19 protein-coding genes, 1 tRNA gene and 6 pseudogenes are annotated in these 21048 nt (G+C 59.9%); 16 read left to right on the forward strand and 10 right to left on the reverse strand.

What is annotated here, in order from left to right; translation table 11 throughout:
- Positions 1-173 precede the first annotated feature (173 nt).
- A tRNA-Gln gene (locus ACFQT0_RS24480) sits at positions 174-245 on the forward strand.
- A 145-nt stretch (positions 246-390) separates the two neighbouring features.
- Positions 391-1323, forward strand: coding sequence for a ribose-phosphate pyrophosphokinase (locus ACFQT0_RS24485; RefSeq protein WP_380205633.1), 933 nt, complete (start codon positions 391-393; stop codon positions 1321-1323).
- Positions 1324-1413: 90 nt separating this feature from the next.
- Here the strand turns inward: ACFQT0_RS24485 and ACFQT0_RS24490 are convergent.
- Positions 1414-3314: pseudogene (locus tag ACFQT0_RS24490) on the reverse strand (CocE/NonD family hydrolase).
- Positions 3315-3519: 205 nt separating this feature from the next.
- Between ACFQT0_RS24490 and ACFQT0_RS24495 the strand changes: the two are divergent.
- Positions 3520-4092, forward strand: a complete 573-nt coding sequence (locus ACFQT0_RS24495; RefSeq protein WP_380205634.1) for a 50S ribosomal protein L25/general stress protein Ctc — start codon at positions 3520-3522, stop codon at positions 4090-4092.
- A gap of 191 nt (positions 4093-4283) precedes the next feature.
- Positions 4284-4853, forward strand: a complete 570-nt coding sequence (pth, locus tag ACFQT0_RS24500) for an aminoacyl-tRNA hydrolase (RefSeq protein WP_380205635.1) — start codon at positions 4284-4286, stop codon at positions 4851-4853.
- 77 nt (positions 4854-4930) lie between these two features.
- On the opposite strand, the pseudogene metG reads toward pth, so the two are convergent.
- Positions 4931-6974: pseudogene (metG, locus tag ACFQT0_RS24505) on the reverse strand (methionine--tRNA ligase).
- A gap of 234 nt (positions 6975-7208) precedes the next feature.
- Here metG and ACFQT0_RS24510 point away from each other — a divergent pair.
- Positions 7209-7973 (forward strand): hypothetical protein, encoded by a 765-nt coding sequence (locus tag ACFQT0_RS24510; protein WP_380205636.1) that lies wholly within the window; start codon positions 7209-7211, stop codon positions 7971-7973.
- Between the two features lie 100 nt (positions 7974-8073).
- Here the strand turns inward: ACFQT0_RS24510 and ACFQT0_RS24515 are convergent, their stop codons facing one another.
- Both ACFQT0_RS24515 and msrB read right to left on the reverse strand, forming a co-directional pair.
- On the reverse strand, positions 8074-8412 hold the full coding sequence (locus ACFQT0_RS24515) for a hypothetical protein (protein WP_380205637.1): 339 nt from the start codon (positions 8410-8412) through the stop codon (positions 8074-8076).
- A gap of 258 nt (positions 8413-8670) precedes the next feature.
- The gene (gene msrB / locus ACFQT0_RS24520) at positions 8671-9219 is read right to left on the reverse strand and encodes a peptide-methionine (R)-S-oxide reductase MsrB (RefSeq protein ID WP_380205638.1); all 549 of its coding nucleotides are present in this window, start codon (positions 9217-9219) and stop codon (positions 8671-8673) included.
- 238 nt (positions 9220-9457) lie between these two features.
- Between msrB and typA the strand changes: the two are divergent.
- Positions 9458-11272 (forward strand): annotated as a pseudogene (gene typA / locus ACFQT0_RS24525) (translational GTPase TypA).
- Positions 11273-11372: 100 nt separating this feature from the next.
- A pseudogene (locus ACFQT0_RS31760) lies at positions 11373-11675 on the forward strand (DUF6630 family protein); the annotation flags it as partial.
- A 211-nt stretch (positions 11676-11886) separates the two neighbouring features.
- Here the strand turns inward: ACFQT0_RS31760 and ACFQT0_RS24535 are convergent.
- The gene (locus tag ACFQT0_RS24535; protein ID WP_380205640.1) at positions 11887-12330 is read right to left on the reverse strand and encodes a TrmH family RNA methyltransferase; all 444 of its coding nucleotides are present in this window, start codon (positions 12328-12330) and stop codon (positions 11887-11889) included.
- Positions 12324-12713 carry a hypothetical protein gene (locus tag ACFQT0_RS24540; protein ID WP_380205641.1) on the reverse strand — a complete coding sequence of 130 codons (390 nt, stop codon included), beginning with the start codon at positions 12711-12713 and terminating at the stop codon, positions 12324-12326. Before ACFQT0_RS24540 ends, ACFQT0_RS24535 begins: the two co-directional genes overlap by 7 nt.
- 109 nt (positions 12714-12822) lie before the next feature.
- On the opposite strand from ACFQT0_RS24540, the pseudogene ACFQT0_RS24545 reads away from it, so the two are divergent.
- The 9 genes and pseudogenes from ACFQT0_RS24545 to ACFQT0_RS24585 form a co-directional block, all read left to right on the forward strand.
- Positions 12823-13590, forward strand: a pseudogene (locus ACFQT0_RS24545) (CHASE3 domain-containing protein); the annotation flags it as partial.
- A gap of 181 nt (positions 13591-13771) precedes the next feature.
- Complete coding sequence (locus ACFQT0_RS24550; RefSeq protein WP_380206128.1) at positions 13772-14188, forward strand: sensor histidine kinase; 417 nt, start codon at positions 13772-13774, stop codon at positions 14186-14188.
- Positions 14122-14286, forward strand: a pseudogene (locus ACFQT0_RS24555) (ATP-binding protein); the annotation flags it as partial. The gene ACFQT0_RS24550 and the pseudogene ACFQT0_RS24555, both read left to right, overlap by 67 nt.
- Before the next feature lie 97 nt (positions 14287-14383).
- Positions 14384-14794, forward strand: coding sequence for a response regulator (locus tag ACFQT0_RS24560; RefSeq protein ID WP_380205642.1), 411 nt, complete (start codon positions 14384-14386; stop codon positions 14792-14794).
- Between the two features lie 308 nt (positions 14795-15102).
- A complete protein-coding gene (locus ACFQT0_RS24565) occupies positions 15103-15417 on the forward strand; it encodes a hypothetical protein (RefSeq protein ID WP_380205643.1) in 315 nt (104 codons plus the stop codon).
- Positions 15408-15797: a hypothetical protein gene (locus tag ACFQT0_RS24570; RefSeq protein WP_380205644.1), complete on the forward strand. Its 390-nt coding sequence runs from the start codon at positions 15408-15410 to the stop codon at positions 15795-15797. The genes ACFQT0_RS24565 and ACFQT0_RS24570 overlap by 10 nt, the downstream gene beginning before the upstream one ends.
- A gap of 14 nt (positions 15798-15811) precedes the next feature.
- Positions 15812-16078, forward strand: a complete 267-nt coding sequence (locus ACFQT0_RS24575; RefSeq protein WP_380205645.1) for a hypothetical protein — start codon at positions 15812-15814, stop codon at positions 16076-16078.
- 293 nt (positions 16079-16371) lie between these two features.
- Entirely contained in the window at positions 16372-17136 is a 765-nt protein-coding gene (locus ACFQT0_RS24580) for an endonuclease III domain-containing protein (RefSeq protein WP_380205646.1), read from the forward strand.
- Positions 17137-17140: 4 nt separating this feature from the next.
- Complete coding sequence (locus ACFQT0_RS24585; RefSeq protein WP_380205647.1) at positions 17141-17416, forward strand: DUF167 domain-containing protein; 276 nt, start codon at positions 17141-17143, stop codon at positions 17414-17416.
- Between the two features lie 42 nt (positions 17417-17458).
- Here the strand turns inward: ACFQT0_RS24585 and ACFQT0_RS24590 are convergent, their stop codons facing one another.
- The 4 genes from ACFQT0_RS24590 to ACFQT0_RS24605 form a co-directional block, all read right to left on the reverse strand.
- Entirely contained in the window at positions 17459-18574 is a 1116-nt protein-coding gene (locus tag ACFQT0_RS24590) for a glycosyltransferase family 4 protein (protein WP_380205648.1), read from the reverse strand.
- A gap of 176 nt (positions 18575-18750) precedes the next feature.
- Positions 18751-19002: a pyridoxal-phosphate dependent enzyme gene (locus tag ACFQT0_RS24595; RefSeq protein ID WP_380205649.1), complete on the reverse strand. Its 252-nt coding sequence runs from the start codon at positions 19000-19002 to the stop codon at positions 18751-18753.
- Positions 18999-19952 (reverse strand): threonine synthase, encoded by a 954-nt coding sequence (locus ACFQT0_RS24600; RefSeq protein WP_380205650.1) that lies wholly within the window; start codon positions 19950-19952, stop codon positions 18999-19001. Before ACFQT0_RS24600 ends, ACFQT0_RS24595 begins: the two co-directional genes overlap by 4 nt.
- 63 nt (positions 19953-20015) lie before the next feature.
- Complete coding sequence (locus ACFQT0_RS24605) at positions 20016-20921, reverse strand: LysR family transcriptional regulator (RefSeq protein ID WP_380205651.1); 906 nt, start codon at positions 20919-20921, stop codon at positions 20016-20018.
- Positions 20922-21048 lie beyond the last annotated feature (127 nt).

Consider the following 21048-nt stretch of genomic DNA (forward strand, 5'->3'; position numbering starts at 1 on the left):
TGTACGGCAATTCACGGGCTTTAAGGGGTGAAAATCAGGCCACAATGGGCATTTAGCCATTTTGCCTCCCCGACCGGAGTGATTTTCCTCAAAAAATTTTCGATAAAAACTTGCCTCGAATTTTTCCGGTAGTACATTTGCACTCCCAAACGGCACGTAGCCCACTGGGAAATTGTCCGATGGTGTAACTGGCAACACGCTTGATTTTGATTCAAGAAAGTCCAGGTTCGAGCCTGGTCGGACAACGACAAAGCTCGAGTAAACGCAAGGCGCTGGCTTCTCCAATATCCGGAGTGGTCAGCGCCTTTCGCTTTTTCCACCCGGCCGTTTTGGCCGTTGTGGCGGCCCGAGCCGGCTGCGCATCAACTCATTATTTCAGCACCTTCCCCAATGAAACAGGTCAAAATATTCGCCGGCAGTGCGTCCCGCGCGCTCGCCGAAAATATTGCTGCCGCCTACGGCACCTCCCTTGGCGAGCTTACGCTCCAGCGTTTTGCCGATAGCGAAATGGGGCCCAGCTTCGACGAGAGCGTGCGCGGCTGTGAAGTATTTCTCATCCAAAGCACGTTTCCACCATCCGAGCACCTCATGGAGCTGATGCTGATGGTGGACGCCTGCAAGCGCGCCTCCGCCCACAAAGTCAACATCGTGATGCCCTACATGGGCTATGCCCGCCAAGACCGCAAAGACAAGCCGCGGGTGAGCATCGGGGCCAAAGTGGTAGCCAACATTATTCAAAGCGTGGGCACCGACCGGATGATGACCTGCGACCTGCACGCTGGCCAAATCCAGGGCTTCTTTGATATTCCCGTCGACCACCTGGACGGCGCCACCGTCACGGCGCCCTACATCAAGTCGCTCAACCTGGAAAACCTGATTTTTGCCTCGCCCGACGTGGGCGGTGTGGTGCGTACCCGCGCTTTCGCCAAGAAATTCGGGGCTGAGATTGTGGTCTGCGATAAGATGCGCCTGCGGGCCAACGAAATTGCCTCCATGCAGGTGATTGGCGACGTGAAGGGCATGGACGTGGTGTTTGTGGACGATATGGTGGACACGGCCGGCACCATCTGCAAAGCCGCCGAACTGGTGATGGAACGCGGTGCCAAATCCGTCCGCGCCGTGGTGACGCACCCGCTGCTGAGCGGCCCCGCCCACGAACGAATTCGCAACAGCGTGCTCACCGAGCTGATTACGACCGACACCATTCCGCTTCGCCAAGAGAACGAGAAAATCCACGTCATTACGCTGGCGCCGCTTTTTGCGCAGGCCATCCGGAACGTGGTAACCCACGAAAGCATCAGGCTCGCTGTTTGTGTAAGTTAAATCGGACGTGAAGGAATTGCTTAGGCACGTAAAAGCCAGCTCAACTTCGGTTGAGCTGGCTTTTTTATGGCTTATAATGGAGTAATAGCCCTAGGGCGTCACCGTGGCTTTTGGTAGCACTTCTACGTCCAGGTAGCTGTCGCCGAAGACGGTGTGGGTGGCTTTAACATAGTCGCTTTCGTTGGCCTTGTAGGGATTGGGTACGAAGGTCTGCGGGTTGCGGGCAATGAACGGAAACCAGGTGCTTTGCACCTGCACCATAATGCGGTGGCCTTTCTTGAAGGTGTGCAGCACGTCCTGCAGGCGGAAATCTACGGCGGTTTTTTGGTTGGGCACCGTGGCCTCGGGCTTCTCAAAGCTGTTGCGAAAACGGGCGGGCATTACTTCGGAGCGCACCATCTGCTGATAATTGCTCAGGATGATGTTTTTGTTGGGCATGTTGGCGTGGTTTGCTTCGTCGGGCGGGTACACATCGATGAGCTTCACTACCCAGTCGGCATCGGTGCCGGTGGTGGCCACCTGGAGCTTGGCCATGATTTCACCGCCCAGCGTCACGTCGTTGGCCAGCACCTCGGATTGGTACACCAGCACGTCGGGCCGGCGCCCCGCGAAGCGCTGGTCCTCGCTCATGTAGTTGAAGGGCGTGAAGCCCATGGTGGTGGTCAGGTCTTCGGTGTAGGGCACCGGCTTCAGAGGGTCGCTGAGGAAGCTCAAGGTGCCCGGCGTGGCGGCCGGCTGCTGGTCCAGCTTGCCATTGGCGCTCAGGTACAGCTTTTGGTGGGTAGCGGCAGGCGTGGGCCATTTGTCAAACGTTTCCCACTGCTTTTTGCCGGTATCGAAAAGGTAGGCTTCGGGTAAGCCCGTGTTTTTATCGCCCGAGCCTTTCAGAAAGTGCGCGAAGAATCTGGCTTCGATGTTTCGCTGGTAGAACGTGGCAATGCTGTCGCCGAAATACACGTTGCTATGCAGGGTATGCCCGGTCTCGCGCGACCAGCGGCCGTGCCCAAACGGTCCCATCACCAACGTGTTGTAGGTGCCGGGGCTTTTCTTCTCGATGGTTTTGTAAATGGTGAGCGGGCCGCGCAGGTCCTCGGCGTCGAACCAGCCGCCCACGGTCATCACGGCGGGCTTCACGCCGGTGGTGTAGTGCGTGGGCAGGGCGCGCTTCTGCCAAAACTCGTCGTAATTGGGGTGGTTGACGGTTTCCTGCCAGAAGAAATTGTTGGCGTAGTACTTATCGGCATTCTTGAGCGGCCCCAGGTCTAGCAGAAACTGGTAGCCGTCCTTGGTGCCGGCGTTGATGAAACTAGACTGGTACCAGGGCTTGCTGGTGGTGTCCTGCTTCTGCACCCCAAACACGGGATACGTGTAGATGTACGACTCCAGAAACGCGCCGTTGTGGTGGAAATCGTCGAAGAAAAAGTCCGACACCGGGGCTTGCGGCGAAGACGCCTTCAGGGCCGGATGGTTGGACAAGATGCCCGTGGCGGCGTAAAAGCCGGGGTAAGAAATGCCCCACTGCCCTACCCGGCCGTTGTTGTTGGCCGCTTTTTTCACCAGCCAGTCTATCGTATCGTAGGTGTCGGAAACTTCGTCGACGTCCTTTTTACCTTTTTCTTGTCGATGACCGGCGTCATGTTGGTCCAAGTGCCTTGGCTCTTCCAGCGGCCCCGCACGTCCTGATACACAAAAATGTACCCCTGCTTCATCATCGTTTCGGACGGGCCGAGGCGCTCGGGGTACGCGTTGGGGCCATACGGGGCCACGCTGTAGCACGTGCGCTGCATCATAATGGGGTATTTCTTCCCAGTGCCGGCGTCCTTAGGCGTGTAGATGGCGGTGAACAGCTTGGTGCCGTCGCGCATGGTCACGTACAATTCCTGTTTGCTGTAGTGCTCCCGCGCATAGCTGGCGGAAGCGGGCGTGGTTTGGGCCCACGAGCAAGGGCCACCAAGCAACAGTAGCCAGCCGAGAAGTAAGAATTTTGTCATGGTAAGAGATTATGAGTAAGCATGAACTGCGGCTCAAGTTACTGGCAATGCACGCCACCTTCACCATCAGGGGTTGGCGCAGGCTGCGCATAATATAGAATCGGCGTTAGTAAATCCCCCCGACAGTCCTTACCTTTGCGGCCCGTTTTGAGCTGATATTCAGCTTGAGCGGCGCTAATTATTTCTTTTTCCAAAAACCACTTTTATGAAAAGCCTCGAGATTGTAGGGTTTAAAAGAGCGAATCTCGGTAAAACGGACGCCAAGGCATTGCGCCTCGACGCTCAAGTACCGTGCGTGTTGTATGGCGGCAAGGACACCGTGCACTTCTCTGTGCCCGCTATCCTGTTCCGCGAGTTGTTGTACACGCCTGAGGCACACATCGTGGACCTGAACGTGGAAGGCACCCTGTACAAAGCCATCGTGCAGGACGCCCAGTTTCACCCCGTGAACGAAATGCTCCTCCACGTTGACTTCCTGGAGCTGGAAGAAGGCAAAGAGGTAAAGATGGACATCCCCGTGAAGTACATCGGCGTTTCGCCGGGCGTATTGGCCGGTGGTAAGCTGGTGAGCAAGCTGCGCAAAGTGCGCGTGCGCGCTACCATGGACAACCTCCCCGACTACGTGGAAGTGAACATCAGCGGCATGGAACTCGGCAAATCCATCAAGGTGGGTGCCGTAGAACCCAAAGACTACACCATCCTGACCAGCGCGGAGGCTCCCATCGCCACCATCACCATCCCGCGTGCCCTGAAAGGCGAACTGGCTGCTGGCAAGTAAGACCACGGATTAGCGCGGATTTCACGGATTTTGTGAACGACGCTATTTCCACCAAAAAAGCCGCTCTGCAAGGAGCGGCTTTTTTGCGCGCTGTAATTTTGACTGCGCTACCTGCTCGTAGCCCCTACACTACCTATTCGTGGCCTCTACAAAAGAATCGGCTACAAAATCCGTATAAATCCGAAAAATCAGTGGTTAAGATTCTGGTTCTTTGCCTGGGCAACATCGGCCCCGAATACGCCGACACGCGCCACAACATTGGCTTCATGGTAGGCGACTACCTCGCCGCCAAATTCGACGCGCCCCGCTTCGAAATAGGTCGCCACGCTTTCGTGACCGAGTTCAAGCACAAAGGCCACGCCTACACGCTCGTGAAGCCCACCACCTACATGAACCTGAGCGGCAAAGCGGCAGCCCACTGGCTGGCCACGCTCAAAGTTCCGGCAGAAAACATGCTGGTGGTGACCGATGACCTTGCCCTGCCGTTTGGCAAACTCCGCCTGAAAGGCCAGGGCTCGGCCGGCGGCCACAACGGGCTTAAGGACATTCAGGCCACGCTCGGGACAGATGTTTACGCCCGACTGCGGTTTGGAGTCGATGCCAATTTCCCCAAAGGCCGGCAGGTGGATTACGTGTTGAATCCGTTTTCGGCAGATGAATTAATTGAGTTGCCGACGCGCATTGAGAAAGCAGCCGATGCTGTTTTAGCCTTCGGGGCGATGGGCCTCGACCGTGCCATGAACGTGGTAAATGTGAAATAAATAATAAGTGCACACCTTGCACAGAAAAGCCCGTCTGCATAGTGCAGACGGGCTTTTCTGTGTTCAGCGCTTAATTATTACACCACGCCGCTGCCATTACGCACGGGTCGGCTGGGCTGCATGAGCGCCAGAGTGCCATCGGCGTTTTCAGCCATCAGCAGCATGCCCTGGCTTTGGATGCCTTTAATCTCGCGGGGCGCCAGGTTGAGCAAGACCTGCACCTGCTGGCCCAGCAGCGCTTCGGGAATAAAATGCTCGGCGATGCCGCTCACGATGGTGCGCTGCTCCAGGCCCAGGTCGATGGTGAGTTTGAGCAGCTTTTTGGTTTTGGCTACTTTCTCGGCAGCGACGATGGTGCCAATGCGCAAGTCCATTTTGCCGAACTCGTCGAACGACACGTCGTCTTTGGCCGGCGTGACGGGCGTGCTCGCCAGCTGATTTTCTTTCTTGGTGTCCAGCAGCTTTTGCACCTGCGCTTCGACGGTTGCATCCTCAATTTTGGCGAAGAGCAAGGCCGGCTCGCGCAGGCTCGTGGCCAGCACCAAGCGCGTTGGGGCGGCCGGCACTGGCCCAGTTGCCCAATTCCATATTGAGCATGGTGGCCAGCTTTTGGGCCGACTCGGGCAGGAATGGCTCCAATACCGGGGCTAGGGCCGCGGCTATTTGCAAAGCCACGTGCAGCACGGTCCCGGTGCGGGCCACATCGGTTTTAATGAGGTGCCAGGGTTGGGTTTCGGCCAGGTATTTATTGCCTAAGCGCGCCAGGTTCAGCACTTCGGCCAGCGCATCGCGGAATCGGTAATTTTCAATTAGCTCGCCGATTTTCGCGGGAAATTCGCTGGCTTGAGCTAACGTAACTCTGTCAATGTCGTGCACTTCGCTTAGGGCTGGCACTTTGCCATCGAAAAACTTGTGCGTGAGCACGGCCGCACGGTTCACAAAATTGCCCAGCGTTGCCACCAGGCTCGTTGTTATTGCGCGCCTGGAAGTCCTTCCAGGTGAAGTCGTTGTCCTTGGTTTCGGGTGCGTTGGCGCACAGCACGTAGCGCAGCACATCGGCCTGGCCCGGGAATTCGGCCATGTATTCGTGCAGCCAGACCGCCCAATTTCGCGAGGTGCTGATTTTGTCGCCTTCCAGATTCAGAAACTCATTGGCGGGCACATTATCCGGCAGCACAAATTCGCCGTGTGCCTTGAGCATTACCGGGAAAATAATGCAGTGGAAAACGATGTTGTCCTTGCCAATAAAATGCACGAGTTTGGAGCCGGCATCTTTCCAGTATAACTCCCACTCCTCCGGAAAAGCTTCTTTGGTGGCGGAGATGTAACCAATTGGCGCATCAAACCACACGTACAGCACCTTGCCATCGGCGCCGGGCACTGGTACGGGCACACCCCAATCCAGGTCGCGCGTAACGGCGCGGGGTGCAGGCCCTGGTCAATCCAGGATTTGCACTGCCCGTACACGTTGGTTTTCCAGTCGTTTTTATGGCCTTCAATTATCCATTCGCGCAGCCAGGGCTCGTATTGGTCGAGGGGCAAAAACCAGTGTTTGGTATCGCGCAAGATGGGCTGCGCGCCGCTGAGCATGCTGCGCGGATTAATTAATTCGGTTGGGCTGAGCGAGGTGCCGCAGCGTTCGCACTGGTCGCCGTAGGCATTTTCGTTGCCGCAATTAGGGCAAGTGCCCACAATGTACCGGTCGGCGAGAAACTGCTGGGCCTGCTCGTCGAAATACTGCTGCGTGGTTTGCTCAATAAATTGCCCGGCGTCGTTGAGCTTCGTAAAAAAGCTGCTGGAAACCTCGGCGTGCGTGGCCGAGGAAGTGCGCGAATACACATCGAACGACACGTTGAAATCGCGGAATGAATCCCGAATCAGGGCGTGGTATTTATCAACTACTTGCTGCGGGGTTACTCCTTCTTTTTGCGCCCGAATGGTAATTGGAACGCCGTGCTCATCGGAGCCGCAAATAAATTTTACGTCCCGGCCTGCCGAGCGCAGGTACCGAACATAAATATCAGCGGGCAAATACACTCCCGCTAAATGACCAATATGCACGGGGCCATTGGCATAAGGCAAAGCCGCTGTAACCGTGTAACGTTTAGGAAGAACCGACATAATAACCAAAAAAGTAAAGCCGTAATTAACTGCTTGTTCTTGTAACAAGATTCAGTCAGCATTACAGCTATGCGCAAATAAACGACAGAAAAAGAGCAGAATTAAATCAACAAAAAAACCAAGCAAACCGTTTGATACTTAATTCATTTTATATTTGAGCGCAACGCAATTAATGTTGCCAGACAAAGGCGGCTTTACGCTTCCTTTTTCACCCTTCATCAACAATTCCTTCACATGAAAAAACCTGCTTCTCCGAAAAAGACGGAAAAACGCGCCAAACGCACGCCGGAAGAAAAAACGGCCCGCAAATCAGCGAAAAAAGCTGGTCGCGCCGCCTCCGTTCTCAACGATGACCGCGCCGATAACAAGGCCAGCCAAAAGAAGACGCTCAAAACGGCCGCCAAGCAACTGCAAAAGGAGCTGAACAACCGCATGAACGAAGTGGTGACGCGCATCCGCAAAGAAACGAAGGCCAAGCTGAAGGAAGTAGTAAAAGAAGCCACGCGCCGCCTCGATGGCGACACGGAGCGCATGTTTGAGCAGGCCCTGCAAACCATCGTGCGGCATTACGACACCGTATCGGCAGGCGCAGGCGGCATCGAAGGCGCTGCTGCGAGCATCGAAAGCGCGGGAAGCATCACCGGCGGCACGTCGACCCGCGGCGGCAAAAAAGGCCAGACGTTGAACAAAGACGGCTCGCCCCGCAAGACCCGGGCCGGCGGCGAGGCCGCGGACGATACGGCGGCCGAAGCCACGGCCCCTACTACCCGCGGCCGCAAGCCCGGCACCACGGCCGCTGCCACTAGCGGCGCAGGCCGGGGCCGCAAGCCGGCAGCCGCTACGGCTACCGGAGCCCGTCGGGGCCCCAAGCCGGGCACTCCCGCCACGGGCGCCCGCCGCGGCCCCAAGCCGCGCGTGCAAGCCGCGGCACCGGAGGCAGAAGCTAACGACGTCATGAATTCTGCCGATAGCCCCAGTACCGGCGAAATAAGCGCGTAGCATTTCTTCCTGCCGAGCAGTTATCACAACGCAAAAGCCCGCTTCCAGTTTATGGAAGCGGGCTTTTGCGTTGTGTAGACGGCCATTTATTAGCGGCGAATCAGGGCTGGCGGGGCGGGGTTTCTACCGGTGGGTCGTAGTTCAGACGCTTTATGCGGGTTTCGTTCGGGGTGTTGTTGGGGTCGTTGGTATTGACGTTTTCAATGCGCTTCTGGCGATTGATGTCGGCGGCCTGCTCGCCGAGGCGCACGCGGTTGGGGGTAGCATCCGGCACGGCCGAGTTGGTGCCGGTTCCGTTGCTGTTGTAAATGGCGCGGCGGTCGGCATCGGTGCGCACCTCATTGGGCACGGCCGTTGGCGTGGCCGTTTCGCCGGCTTGCTCGGTGGCGGTGCAGTCCGCCAGCAGCACGGCACCCAGGGCCAGCAAGGAAGGGCCCATCAAAAGGCGAAAGTTCATCATGGCCATGGTCTAAACAAGGCAGCCGGAAGCGACTACAAACTTGAAACGCGGCATTGCGCACCATGGTTCGGGCAATAGGGCCCCTGCCGACAGCAGTTGAGCTAAGTGGAGCCATCCCAGAGCACCTTGCGTGCCTCGAGGCACTGCGTGAAAAGTTAAGGGCGCCATGGTAAGTGCCAAGTAAAAGCCCCTTGACAATTGATGCCAAGGGGCTTGAGCTAGAAAGCACCAGCGGTTTTACTTTTTCTTAAACACGAGGGCGTTGCCGTCCATGCAGTAGCGCTGGCCAGTGGGCTTGGGGCCGTCGTTGAACACGTGGCCGAGGTGGCCGCCGCACTTGGCGCACACTATCTCATCGCGGCTCATGCCGAAGGTATTGTCCGACGCCACTTTCAGGCTAGTGGGCGTGGCCGGCGCAAAAAAGCTGGGCCAGCCAGTGCCCGATTCAAACTTGGTGTCGGAATAAAACAGCAGGTTGCCATCGGCGGCGCAGTAATAGCTGCCGGCCTCGTGATTGTCGTGGTATTTGCCGGTAAAGGGACGCTCCGTGCCTTTTTCCCGCAGGATATAATACTGGTCGGGAGTCAGGGCTTTCTTCCATTCGGCCTCGCTTTTCCGCACCGGAAATTCATCGGGCTTGCCGGTTACCACCTTGGGCTGGAAGTAGGTCTTGCCCGCGGCGGCGCGGGCGGGCGGGGCGGTATTCACGGCCACCTCGCGCTTCTGCGAGCAGGCCGAGTTGAGGGTGAGGGCCGAAACCGCTATAAACAAGAGGGAGAAACGCATGGGTGGGGGTGAATGAATGACAAGTGCCCAACATACGACGTGGGGCTACGGTTCGGACTTTGAGGCTGCGTAAAACACGATGGGAACCTTACGCCCCGGCTAATTGATTTAGGGCGACAAGCTTGGCTGCGCGACGGCCGGCGCGGCCCCTGCTTCGGCTGGGTGCTGAGTAAGAGTTGAGTACCCCAAGGCTTTGCGCCTTTTTATCCGTACCTTTGCACCCGCAAAACCAACCCATATGGCCAACAATATTCGTAACATTGCCATCATCGCTCACGTTGACCACGGCAAGACTACCCTGGTGGATAAGATTATCCACGCATCCAAGATTTTCGATGCGCACCAGCACTTCGACGACCTGATTCTCGACGACAACCCCCTTGAGCGCGAGCGCGGCATTACCATCGTTTCCAAAAACGTATCGGTACGCTACAACGGCACCAAAATCAACATCATCGACACCCCTGGTCACGCCGACTTCGGCGGCGAGGTAGAGCGCGTGCTGAAGCTTGCCGACGGCGTGCTGCTGCTCGTGGATGCCTTCGAAGGCGCCATGCCGCAGACGCGCTTCGTACTCGGCAAAGCCATTGCTCTGGGCCTGAAGCCCATCGTAGTAGTGAACAAAGTGGACAAGGAAAACTGCCGTCCCGACGAGGTGCATGAGCAGGTTTTCGACCTCATGTTCAACCTTGGTGCCTCGGAAGACCAGCTCGATTTCGTGACCTTGTACGGTTCCTCGAAGCAGGGCTGGATGAGCACCGACTGGAAAGTTAAAACCGACAACCTGATTCCCCTGCTCGACGCGGTTATCTCGTCGATTCCGCCCGCGCCGACCTTGGACGGCACGCCCCAGATGCAGATTACCTCGCTCGACTACTCGTCGTTCGTGGGCCGTATCGCCATCGGCCGCGTGCACCGCGGTACGCTGAAAGAAGGTGCCAACATGAGCTTGATGAAAGCTGATGGCAGCATCAAGAAAGTAAAAATCCGCGAGCTGCACGTATTTGAAGGCCTCGGCCGCGTGAAAGTGGCGGAAGTAAGCAGCGGCGAAATCTGCGCCGTATCGGGCATCGAAGGCTTCGACATTGGCGACACCCTGGCCGATGCCGACAACCCGGAGCAGGCTCGAGCGTATCAGCATCGACGAGCCGACGATGAACATGCTGTTCACCATCAACAACTCGCCGTTCTTCGGTAAGGAAGGCAAGTTTGTGACGTCGCGCCACTTGCGTGACCGTCTGTTCAAGGAGACTGAGAAGAACCTCGCCCTGCGCGTAGAAGCCACCGACAAAGAGGATACTTTCCTCGTCTTCGGCCGCGGCATTCTTCACTTGTCAGTGCTCATCGAGACCATGCGCCGCGAAGGCTACGAGCCTGCAGGTGGGCCAGCCCCAGGTGTTGTTCAAAGAAGACGAAAACGGCAAACGCACCGAGCCCATCGAATTGCTGGTGGTGGACGTGCCTGAGGATTCGGCCGGCAAGGTGATTGAGCCTGGTGAGCATGCGCAAAGGCGAAATGACCATCATGGAGCCTAAGGGCGACCTGCAGCACCTGGAATTCACCATTCCGTCGCGCGGCCTCATCGGCCTGCGTAACAACGTGCTGACCGCCACCGGCGGCGAAGCCATCATGAACCACCGCTTTGTGGATTACGAGGAGCACAAGGGCCACATCCCCGGCCGTATTGCTGGTTCGCTGATTTCGCTGGAAACCGGTGCGGGCACCGCTTATACCATCGACAAGCTGCAGGACCGCGGCTCGTTCTTCGTGGACCCAGGTGAGGAAGTGTACGGCGGCCAGGTTATCGGCGAGCACACCCGCCCCAATGACCTCACGGTGAACATCCAGAAAGGCAAGAAGCTCACGAACATGCGTGCTTCGGGCACCGACGACAACGCCAAAATTGTGCCTAAACGCCAGTTCTCGCTGGAAGAAGCCATGGAATACATCCAGAAGGATGAGTACCTGGAGGTAACGCCGAAGTCGATTCGGATGCGCAAGATTCTGCTCGACGAAAACGAGCGTCTGCGCTACGCCAAGCAGGCCGACTAATTAGCTTTGCTGATTGAATTTGAAAAGGGCGCGGCTTTGGTCGCGCCCTTTTCGTTTGAGTACCATTCACGGTATGCATTTACCGGTCACCCCTACGTTTATGAACCCCGCCGCCCTAAGCCAATTCGTTCAGTTTTTCACCCTCGAAGACCAGGCTGCCACCCAGCGCGTGAGCGAGCGGCTCAACCTGGTGCTTCGCAGCCCGGAATCTTACGTGGAACAGTACGAGGAAGAGCTCGCCGAGCGGGGCATCGTGTTGGCTCTGCCCCCGCAGGAGCTGCGCGACATTGCCCTCATCGATGCGCTGCTCATGGAAGACCTGGCGTGGGAAAGCGACTGGGACGACATTGCGCCCAACATTGCCGAAGGCCTGAACGCGATACTGACCCGGCAAAAACGGACCCATGCCCTCCAGCCCACTGCCCTGACCGGCCGCCGCGAGCCGGGCCCCGAGCAGGCTCGACACCGTGCAGGACGCCCTGGAGAAAGTTGGGCTGGCCCTGGTGCTGTTCACCCTCGACAGCGACTCTTACCCATTGGGAATAGTGGCCGAAGCCCACGTGGAGCAGGTGCGCAGCCTGGCCAAGGAGCTGGGCTTCGAGCCTGGTGGTTTATTAAGCCTGGCCGCGCTGCCGAACCGCTTCGAAGGTGAGCACGGCGGTGGCCACGCTCACGTTGAGCGAATCGATGCGGCCGCGCATGGGCACGATGATGGTTTCGTCGCAGGCTTCCCGCATCTGGGGCGTCAGGCCGTCGGCTTCGGTACCCATGACCAGGGCGGTGGGGCCACGGAAGTCACACTCGGTGTAGGTGCGGGCTTCGGGCGCGAGGGCGGCGGCGTAGGTGCGAATGCCTTTTTCGCGCAGAAAAGCCAGGATATCGGCCACCGGCGCGGCCACCGTGGGCACTGTAAACACGCAGCCGATGCTGGCCCGGATGACGTTGGGGTTGAACAAGTCGGTGCGCGGGTCGCCGATGAGCACGGCGTCGACGGGCGCGGCGTCGGCGGTGCGGAGCACGGCGCCGAGGTTGCCGGGTTTCTCCACGGCTTCTAGCACGATGACGAGCGGATTCTCAGGCAGGCGCAGGTCGGCCAGGGTGCGGGCGGGGTGCGCAGCACGGCCAGGATGCCGTCGGAGCCTTCGCGGTAGGCCACTTTTTCGAAGACGGGCCGGGTTACTTCGAACCACTCGGGGGCCGGGGCGCGGCCTGCAAACAGGCTTTGCAGCGACGAAAGGCCGGCCTCGCCGGCCAGGCTCGGGGCAGGAGTACACGGTGGCCACGGCCACGCCGGCTTCGACGGCAATGGTGAGCTCGCGCAGGCCTTCCACCAAGGTGAGGCCCAGGGCACGGCGCTCGGCGGACTTTGCTGCAGGCGCAGCAGGCGCTTGATGCGGGGGTTTTGGGGGCTACTGAGGCGGTCGGATGGGGCAAAGGGCATGGCCGCGAAGATACGGGCGCCGCGGCGTGGCTCAACCTTGGTCCGGGCGCCAGCGTAGGGCGGTCCATTACCTTCGCAACCAATGAAATCGAGAATTGATAGTAGAATAATGGTGGGCCTGGCCCTAGCGGTGGGCATCCTGCTGCTCACGGCGGCGGCTTCGTTCTGGAGCATCCGGGGGCTGAGCGTGCAAACCAAGCGCGTGGAGCACACCTACCAGGTGATGCAGCAAGTCGCCAACGTGACGGCCGTGCTTAAGGATGCCCAGGCCGGCACGCGCGGCTACCTCCTCACTGGCGATACGGCGTACCTGCGCCCTTACACATTGGCTACCGGGCTCTTGCCCGCCAGCCTGGAACGCCTGGACTCCTTAACCGCCGACAACTCAACCCAGCAGGCCCGGCTCGATTCGCTGCGCGGGCTGGTGGAGCAGGAATTCCGCATTCTGCGCCCCCTGACGGAGGTACAAAAGTCCATGAGCAAGTCGAACATGCAAACCCTGCTCGACACCGACCGCCAGACCCTGCGCCAGGTGCGGCTGCTCTACGACCGCATTCAGCAGCAGGAAATGGCCTTGCTGGCCCAGCGCAGCGCCTTGCAGGACGTATTCGAGAAAGCCACGCCCATTGTGGTATTGGTTTCGGCGGTGCTGGCCGTGCTGATTGTGGTGTGGCTGGTGATAAAAATTGTGAAGGAGCTGGCCGACAACCGCCGCCTGCAGGGCGAGCTGGCCGACATCAACGCGGAAGTCAGCCGGCGCATCGCCCAGATTAGGGCGCTGGCTGAGCAGGTAGTACAGGGCGACTACACCGTGAAGATTACCGACACGGCCGAGGACAACCTGGGTGGGCTGGCCACGTCGCTCAACCGCATGACCCAGACGCTGGACGCCAGCTTCAGCGCCCTCGAAAAGCGTAACCAGGAGCTCGACCAATTTGCCTACGTGGCCTCGCACGATTTGAAGGCCCCGCTGCGGGGCGTGACCACCATCGTGAAGTGGATAGAAGAAGAGCTGGCGGCCGAGCTCTCGCCCCAGCCTGCGCACGTATTTGGAGCAGATGAAAGGCCGCCTGAGCCGCCTCGAAGACCTGATAAACGGCCTGCTGGCCTACGCGCGCGTGGGCCGCACCGCCCAGCCGGCCACTACCGTCGACGTGAGCCAGCTGCTGGGCGAGGTGGCCGAGCTAGTGGTGCCGCCCGACTTCACGCTGCGCTTGGAGCCCGGTTTGCCCACCTTCGATACCGACCGCCTGGGGCTGCAGCAAGTGTTTACCAACCTGCTCAGCAACGCGGTGAAGTACCACCAGCGCGGGGCCGGCCACCTGGAAGTGACGTGCCGCGAAAACCACCGCTTCTACGAATTCCGGGTGCAGGACGACGGGCCCGGCATCGCGCCGGAGTACCACCAAAAGATTTTTTGCTATTCCAGACCCTGCGCGACCGGCATACGGCTGAAAGCACGGGCATTGGCTTAAGCATTGTGCAAAAAATCATTAACGAGCATCACGGCACCATTCGCGTCGAGTCGAAGCCCGGGCAGGGCGCTGGATTTATTTTTACCTGGCCCAAGTAAACCGCTCCGCCGGGAACCCATCCAAGGGGTTTGGGCTTGTTAGAAGCTGCAGTTCTTATAGTGGGCTCCGTGCGGGCCTCTCCTATTTCGGTTTTTCATGCGTTCGGTTTTACTAGTAGAAGACGATATTTTTGATACGATGACGGCGGAGAAGTCCTTCGCCAAGTTCAACGTACCACACCAGCCTGCACACGGCCTTCAACGGCGAAGAAGCCCTGGACCTGCTGCTGGGCCGCAACGGCGCCGAGCCCTGCGGCCGCTGCCCGAAGTCATTCTGCTGGACCTGAACATGCCCCGCATGAACGGCATTGAGTTTCTGACGGAGCTGCGCGCCAACCCCGAATTCCGGGACATCCCGGTGTTTATCACCACCACCTCGAGCATGGACGTGGACCGGCTCAACGCCGAAGAGCTGGGCGTGAGCGGCTACATTCTCAAGCCGTTGGACTTCGAAACCAGCACCGACCTGGCCGACAGCCTGAGTTTGCTGGAGAAGCTGCTCAACTAGCGCCGGTACCCGCTGCGGTAGCCCGGCTGCATGCTGACGGGTTCTATAGAGTTGAGTGGCGGGTGAAGTTGAGCTGAATATCAGGCTAAGGGATGCTTTCGAAGAGCTGGCGGAGCCATATAGTATTCTCATTACACGCGTAAGCGCAGCAAAACCGAGTGAGGAGGCGACGGAATTTCCACCGCTTGCCTTTCGTTTGTGGGGCAGCTCAATGACTGCTTGCTAGCACGCTTTTTGAGGCGGGCCGGTGATATTTGCCGGACGTTGGTACCTTGTTCGGCTCCACTGCTTCCCCTACGCTCCTTCTTATGAGAATTTCCGTTCTGTTTCCGGCGCTGGCCCTGGTATTGCTCGGAGGGCACGCGGCCCAGGCCCAGGACGAAGGCCCACGCCAGGCTCGGGGCGCCCCCGGCGATGCCGGCGCCCGCCCCGCGCCGCGCCACCCCGGCCCCGCGCCAGCTGGAAACCGTGCCCGTGGCCCCGCCCGACACCACCCGCCGCGCTACCATAACGGCGCCCCTCCCCGCCCCCATGCCCTCGGGACAGCCGGTGTACGCGCCCACCCCGGCGGGCCAGCCTGCCGGGCAACAACGCCCGCCCCACCCGCTTCCAGGTGGGCCTGAAAAACGGCATGGTGTACAACGCCTTCGACGTGGAGATGAAAACGCCGCTCTTTGGCCGCTCCTACCTGCTGCTGGACGGCCAGCGCCGGTTCGACATCAACGAAGTAGGCTTTTACGAAGACGAGTCCGGCCACTACGTGCGGACTACGCTGCCCAACTCGCAGCGCGAGACCACGCTGCGGCGCGACAAAACCGGGCGCATCAGCCTGTACTCCATTACCACTCGCAGTACAGCTCCGGGCCCGGCGGGTTTGGCTACCCCGGTTATGGCAGCTACGGCGGCTATGGCATGGGCGGCTTCGGAGGCTACCCGTACGGGGGCTACCGCACCGTCAAAACCGAATACTTCTCGAAAGACAACGGCCCCATCCAAAGCCTGAGCACCAAAAACCTGATGCTGGCCACCAGCGACAACGCCGGTGCTCAGCAGCTCTTGTTCGAGTCGCGGCGCTACCAGCAGGCCACCGTGGCCAGCTACGTAGTGGGCGGCGGCCTGCTCGTGGCCGGCCTGATGCAAACCCTGCGGCCCACCGACACGGGCCGGAGCATTTCGCCGCTGGTGTACGCCGCCATTCCGGTGCTCATCGTGCCCATTGTGCTCCAGGGCAAGCAAGCTAGTAACCAGCGCCAGGCCATTGCCCTCTACAACGCAGGGCGATAACGCTGCGCTTAATGAGGAACAGGCGAACGAAAAAGCTCCCCTCCTTATTTAAGGAGGGGATGTTCGAGCCCCAGGCTCGGACGGGGGTGGTTGCTCTCGTTGAACGATGGCAAAACGACTAGCAACAGCGCAGCAATTTTTGTTCGGGTGTCGTTTAACGAGGGTAACCACCCCAGCTCAACTTGGCAGTTGAGCATCCCCTCCTTAAAAAAGGAGGGGAGTTGTCGTTCGCCTGTTCCTCATTAAGCGCAGCGTAAAGAAACCCCTGACCCGATGGGGTGCGTAAGTCAGGCATGAAACCACCTGCTGCGCCCTTTACTCCCGAAGTTCTGGCCATTGACTTTGCCGCACGCCAAGCCAAGGCGCTGCTGGTGCACGCGCGGCTGTGTGCCGAATACGGCGCGCCCTTTCGGTTTTTCAGTACGAAAGACCCGCTGAGCGAGCTCATAAGTGCCCTGCTCTCGCACCGCACCAAAAACGCCGAATCGCACCGCGCTTACCAGGAGCTACGCGCCACGTACCCGACATGGGAAGCCGTGCGCGATGCGCCCACCGAAGCCGTACAGCACGCCATCCGGGCCTGCACCTGGCCCGAGCAGAAGGCCCCACGCATTCAGGCGGTGCTGCGCGAAATCAGCGAGCGCTGCGGCACCGACGCGCCCTGCTCCCTCGATTTCCTAGCTGAGATGCCCATTCCCGAAGCGCGGGCCTGGCTGGAAAGCATCAGCGGCGTGGGGCCCAAGACCAGCGCGGCCACCCTCCTGTTCAGCACGCTGCGCATCCCGGCCATGCCCGTGGATAGCCACCACCACCGCGTGGCTCAGCGCCTGGCGCTCATTGGCCCGAAGGTGGGCGAAGGACCGGCCCACAAGCTGCTGGCAGACTTGCTCCCGCCCGGCTGGGACGCCCAGCAAGTGTACGACCACCACGAGGCGCTCATGTTTCATGGACAGAAATGCTGCTACTTTAGCGCACCCGCCTGCCACCGCTGTGTGGTGCTGGACCAGTGCCCGTTTGGCCAGGCCCGCCTGACGCCCACTCCTGCATCCTCGGAGTAACCCCATGTTCATTCTTCACCTGCGCGCCAAGCCGGGAGCCAAAACCACGGCGCTGCAAGTCGCTGCCGACGGCTCCGTAACTGTGCGGCTCCGCGCACCGGCCCAAGACGGCAAAGCCAACGCGTGTCTGCTGGCCTATTTGGCCGAGGTGTTTGGCGTGAGCAAAAGCAGCGTGGAACTACTGAGCGGGCATACCGCGCCGTTCAAGAAAGTGCGAATCGACGGCGTAGATGAAACGGCTGGCCAGGCGGTATTGGCCCGGCTACAAGCAGCCGCCTAGCCTTGAGCTGCAGCAAAGCCGTGCTGCTTGTTCACTTCTGATTTATGGCTTAACCAACGCGTAGAGCACTTTCTCGGTCAGCTCACACTGCTGGTGGTGCGAGTAGGTGGCCAGAGCTACGGCCTTAGCCTGCTCGCCTAGCCGTTGGGCTAGTTCCGGAGCCCCCAGCAGCCGCACAATGGTACCGCTGAACGCGGCTTCGTCGCCCAGCGGAAACAGCAGGCCCGTGCGACCATCGTCCACGATTTCGAGGCTGCCGCCGGTGGCGGAGGCTACAACCGGCAGCCCCGTAGCCATGGCCTCGATGGTGACCATGCCGTAGGTTTCATTGGTGGAGGCGGTGATGGAAATGTCGAGGGCCCGGTAGGCAACTTCGGGCTGCAAGGTGAAGCCGCGCACGTGCACCGCATCCGCAAGCCCTAGCTCCTGCACGCGGGCCAGCACCGTTTCCCGGTAGTCATTGCCTTCGTTGCGGGTCGATTCACCGACAAACAGCAGGTGAAGCTGAGGGTAGTGCCCGCGTAGCTTAGCCAACGCTTCGACAACAAATGCCTGGCCTTTTCCTTCGTCAAAGCGCCCAATCAGGCCCAGCAGCACGGCCTCGGGTGGCAGCACCAAATTGAGCTGGGTGCGGGCCTGCGCCTGGGTCAGGCTGACGTGGGCGAACTTTTCCAGCTCAATTCCCAACGGCACAACATGCAGGCGGTCGGCCGGCAGACGGGTTTTTCCTGGACCTCGCGGGCCAGGCTGCTGTAAGGGCGCGAGCCAGGCGTCGAGGGCGCGGTAGCGCAGCGTGTGCACCAGGCCGCGCTTCGCCAGTCCCAGCTGCATGTGCTGCTGGTACACCAGCCGGAGCGTAGGATGCCAGAGCGTTTTACACAGCACAGCCATGCCCAGGTCGCCGTTGCGGGTGACGATAAGGGCGCGCGTTCCAAAGTCGCGCAGGATTTTAGCCAGGCGGCCAGCAGCCGGAATGTCCGCAGCTTTCCAGGAATTGCGCAGCACCACGACGTCCAGCTCCACTTCGGTGGCCCGGGCTGCAATAGGCGAATCAGGCAATGTGATAAGCTGCACGGGCCAGCCGCGCTCCCGCATCCAACCCGCGAACCGGACGGTATTCAGCTCAAGGCCGCCCCAGCTGCCGGATAAGCACAGCAAGGAAATGGGGAATAGGGCCCGCGGCGCCATGCTGCCCCGGCTCGCAGAAGCGGGAGCATTCATAGCGCGAAGAAGTCGGCAGTCAAGAATCGGAGTATGCGCACGCTAGTAGCCAGCAAGCTGGACCCGGGATGGGCCCAGCTTTGGCAAAGGTATTGCGCTACTCGCCGCTGGGTTTAGCGGATGGCACGGCCGGCCACGTTGTCCATATACTTCTGGCCGCTGCCGGTGTTCAGGAGCAGAATCTTCTCGTCGCGCTGCAGCCAGCCGGTGGCCAGCAGGCGGCGGGTGGCCATCCAGACCGCAGCGCCTTCGGGGGCCACAAACAGGCCTTCCTGCTGGCCGAGGTCGCGCATGCCGGCCAGCATGTCTTCCTCGCTCACGCTTACCACGGTGCCATTTGACTCGCGCAGCACGCGCAGCATCATGGCTTCGCCCAGGGGTGCGGCACGGCCAGGCCGTTGGCCAGCGTGGCGCTGCCCTGGTAGCTGTGGCAGTTGGGCTGGCGGCCGGCGTAGGTTTCGAGCAGCGGGCAGCAGTTTTGGGCTTGCACGGCCACCATGCGCGGCAGCCGGGTCTCGGGCGCCAGCCAGCCCAGGGCCTTCATTTCCTGGAAAGCCTTCCAGATGCCGATGAGGCCAGTGCCGCCGCCGGCGGGGTACAGCAGCACGTCGGGCAGCTGCCAGTTGAACTGCTCGGCGATTTCGTAGCCCATGGTTTTCTTGCCTTCGAGGCGGTAGGGCTCTTTCAGGGTCGAGATGTCGAGCAGGGCACCGTCGGCGTTGCGCTGGCGCACGCGGGCACCGCAGTCGCTGATGAGGCCGTCCACCAACTCCACTTCGGCCCCGTACCAATAGCACTCCTCTTTGAAGGCCTTGGGGGTATGCCGGGGCATTACCACCACGGCCCGGAGGCCCGCGCGGGCGCAGTAGGCGGCCATGGCCACGCCGGCATTGCCAGCCGTGGGAATAATGCAGCCTTCTACGCCAAACTCTTTGGCCTTGGAGACGGCCATGCTAAGGCCGCGCGCTTTAAACGAACCGGTGGGATTTTGGCCTTCGTCCTTCAGCAGAAGGGAAGACAGCTCGTAGCGCGCGGCCAAGCGCGGCAGGTTCAGCATAGGGGTCATGCCTTCGCCCAGGGTCACTTTGTTTTCGTTGTGGAGCAAAGGCAACAGGGCGCCGTAGCGCCACATCGACGTATCGGCCTGGTCGATGACGTCGCGGCTCAGGGGCTCGTGCAGGTCGTAGTCGGCCTCGAGGGGCTGGCTGCAGCACGCCGATACGCGCTGCAAATCGAAGGCGGAGTACTTAGTGCCGCACGCCGAGCAGTGCAGCGCGTCGATGCGCGAGAGGGATTCAGAGGCTACCAGTTTCATAGGGCAAAGTACGGGCGCACCCTGCCCGCGGTATGCCTCTGAGGGATGGACTTTTGGAATAGCCTATGCCTTCCCGGAATAGTAACGCTTGGTGAAAAGCAGAAAATCCTTGTAAGGCGCGTTGTTTTCGGTGCCCTTGCGCTGGATGAAATTAAACTCCCTCTGCAACGGGAAATTATTGATTTTCACTTCTGAGAATTCACCTGAGGCCAACTCTTTTACCACCGCCTGGCGGGGCAAGAAGGCCAGGCAAGTATCGACCCGCACGAAGTTTTTAAGCGCCTCGGTACCGCCCAGGCGCACGCGCACGGGCAGGGCCGCGAGCTTGATGCGGTGCCGGGCCAGGGCCTCTTCAAGCACGGCCAGGGTGCCGGAGCCAGCCTCGCGCAGGGCCAGCGGCGTGGTGAGCAGGTCGTGCACTTCGAGGGTGCGCGTTTCGAGCGGGTTATTGGCGGCGCACACAGCTACCACGTCGTCGGTGAGCAGGGGCGTGTAGGTCACGTTGCTCACTTTGTGGATGCCCTCGATGATGCCCAGCTCAATTTCGTGGTCGAGCAGGGCGCGCAGGATGTTGTCGGAATTGCGGTTTTTGAGGCTGAGCTGGCGGTTGGGGTGCCGGCGCAGGTATGCCGACACCACGGGCGGCAGCACGTAGAGCGAAATGGTGGTGCTGGCCCCGATGTGCAGGTGCATGCTGGGCGCAAACTCCGTGCTCAACTCGCTCATTTCCTGGTGCAGCTCCTGCTGCAGCTGCTTGGCCTGCAGCAGCTTCTGGTAGAGCTTGAGGCCCGCAGGGGTGAGCTGAATGCTGCTGCCCAGCCGCTCAAACAAGCCGGTTTTGTAGTGCTCTTCCAGCGCCTTCACCTGCTTGCTCACCGCCGACTGACTGATGAACAGCGCCTGGCTGGCTTTAGTAAAGCTCAGGCGCTGGGCTACTTCGAGAAAAACTTCGTGCGGATGGGAGAGCAAGGCGAAGGAGGCGTTTTAAATAAAAAGCACGTCATGCTGAGCTTGCCGAAGCATCTCTACTGCAATAGTAATTATTTATTTACTGCCACGGTAGAGATGCTTCGGCAAGCTCAGCATGACGCTTTTG

It is taken from the genome of Hymenobacter humi (assembly GCF_042665855.1).
Classification (GTDB): Bacteria; Bacteroidota; Bacteroidia; order Cytophagales; family Hymenobacteraceae; genus Hymenobacter; species Hymenobacter humi.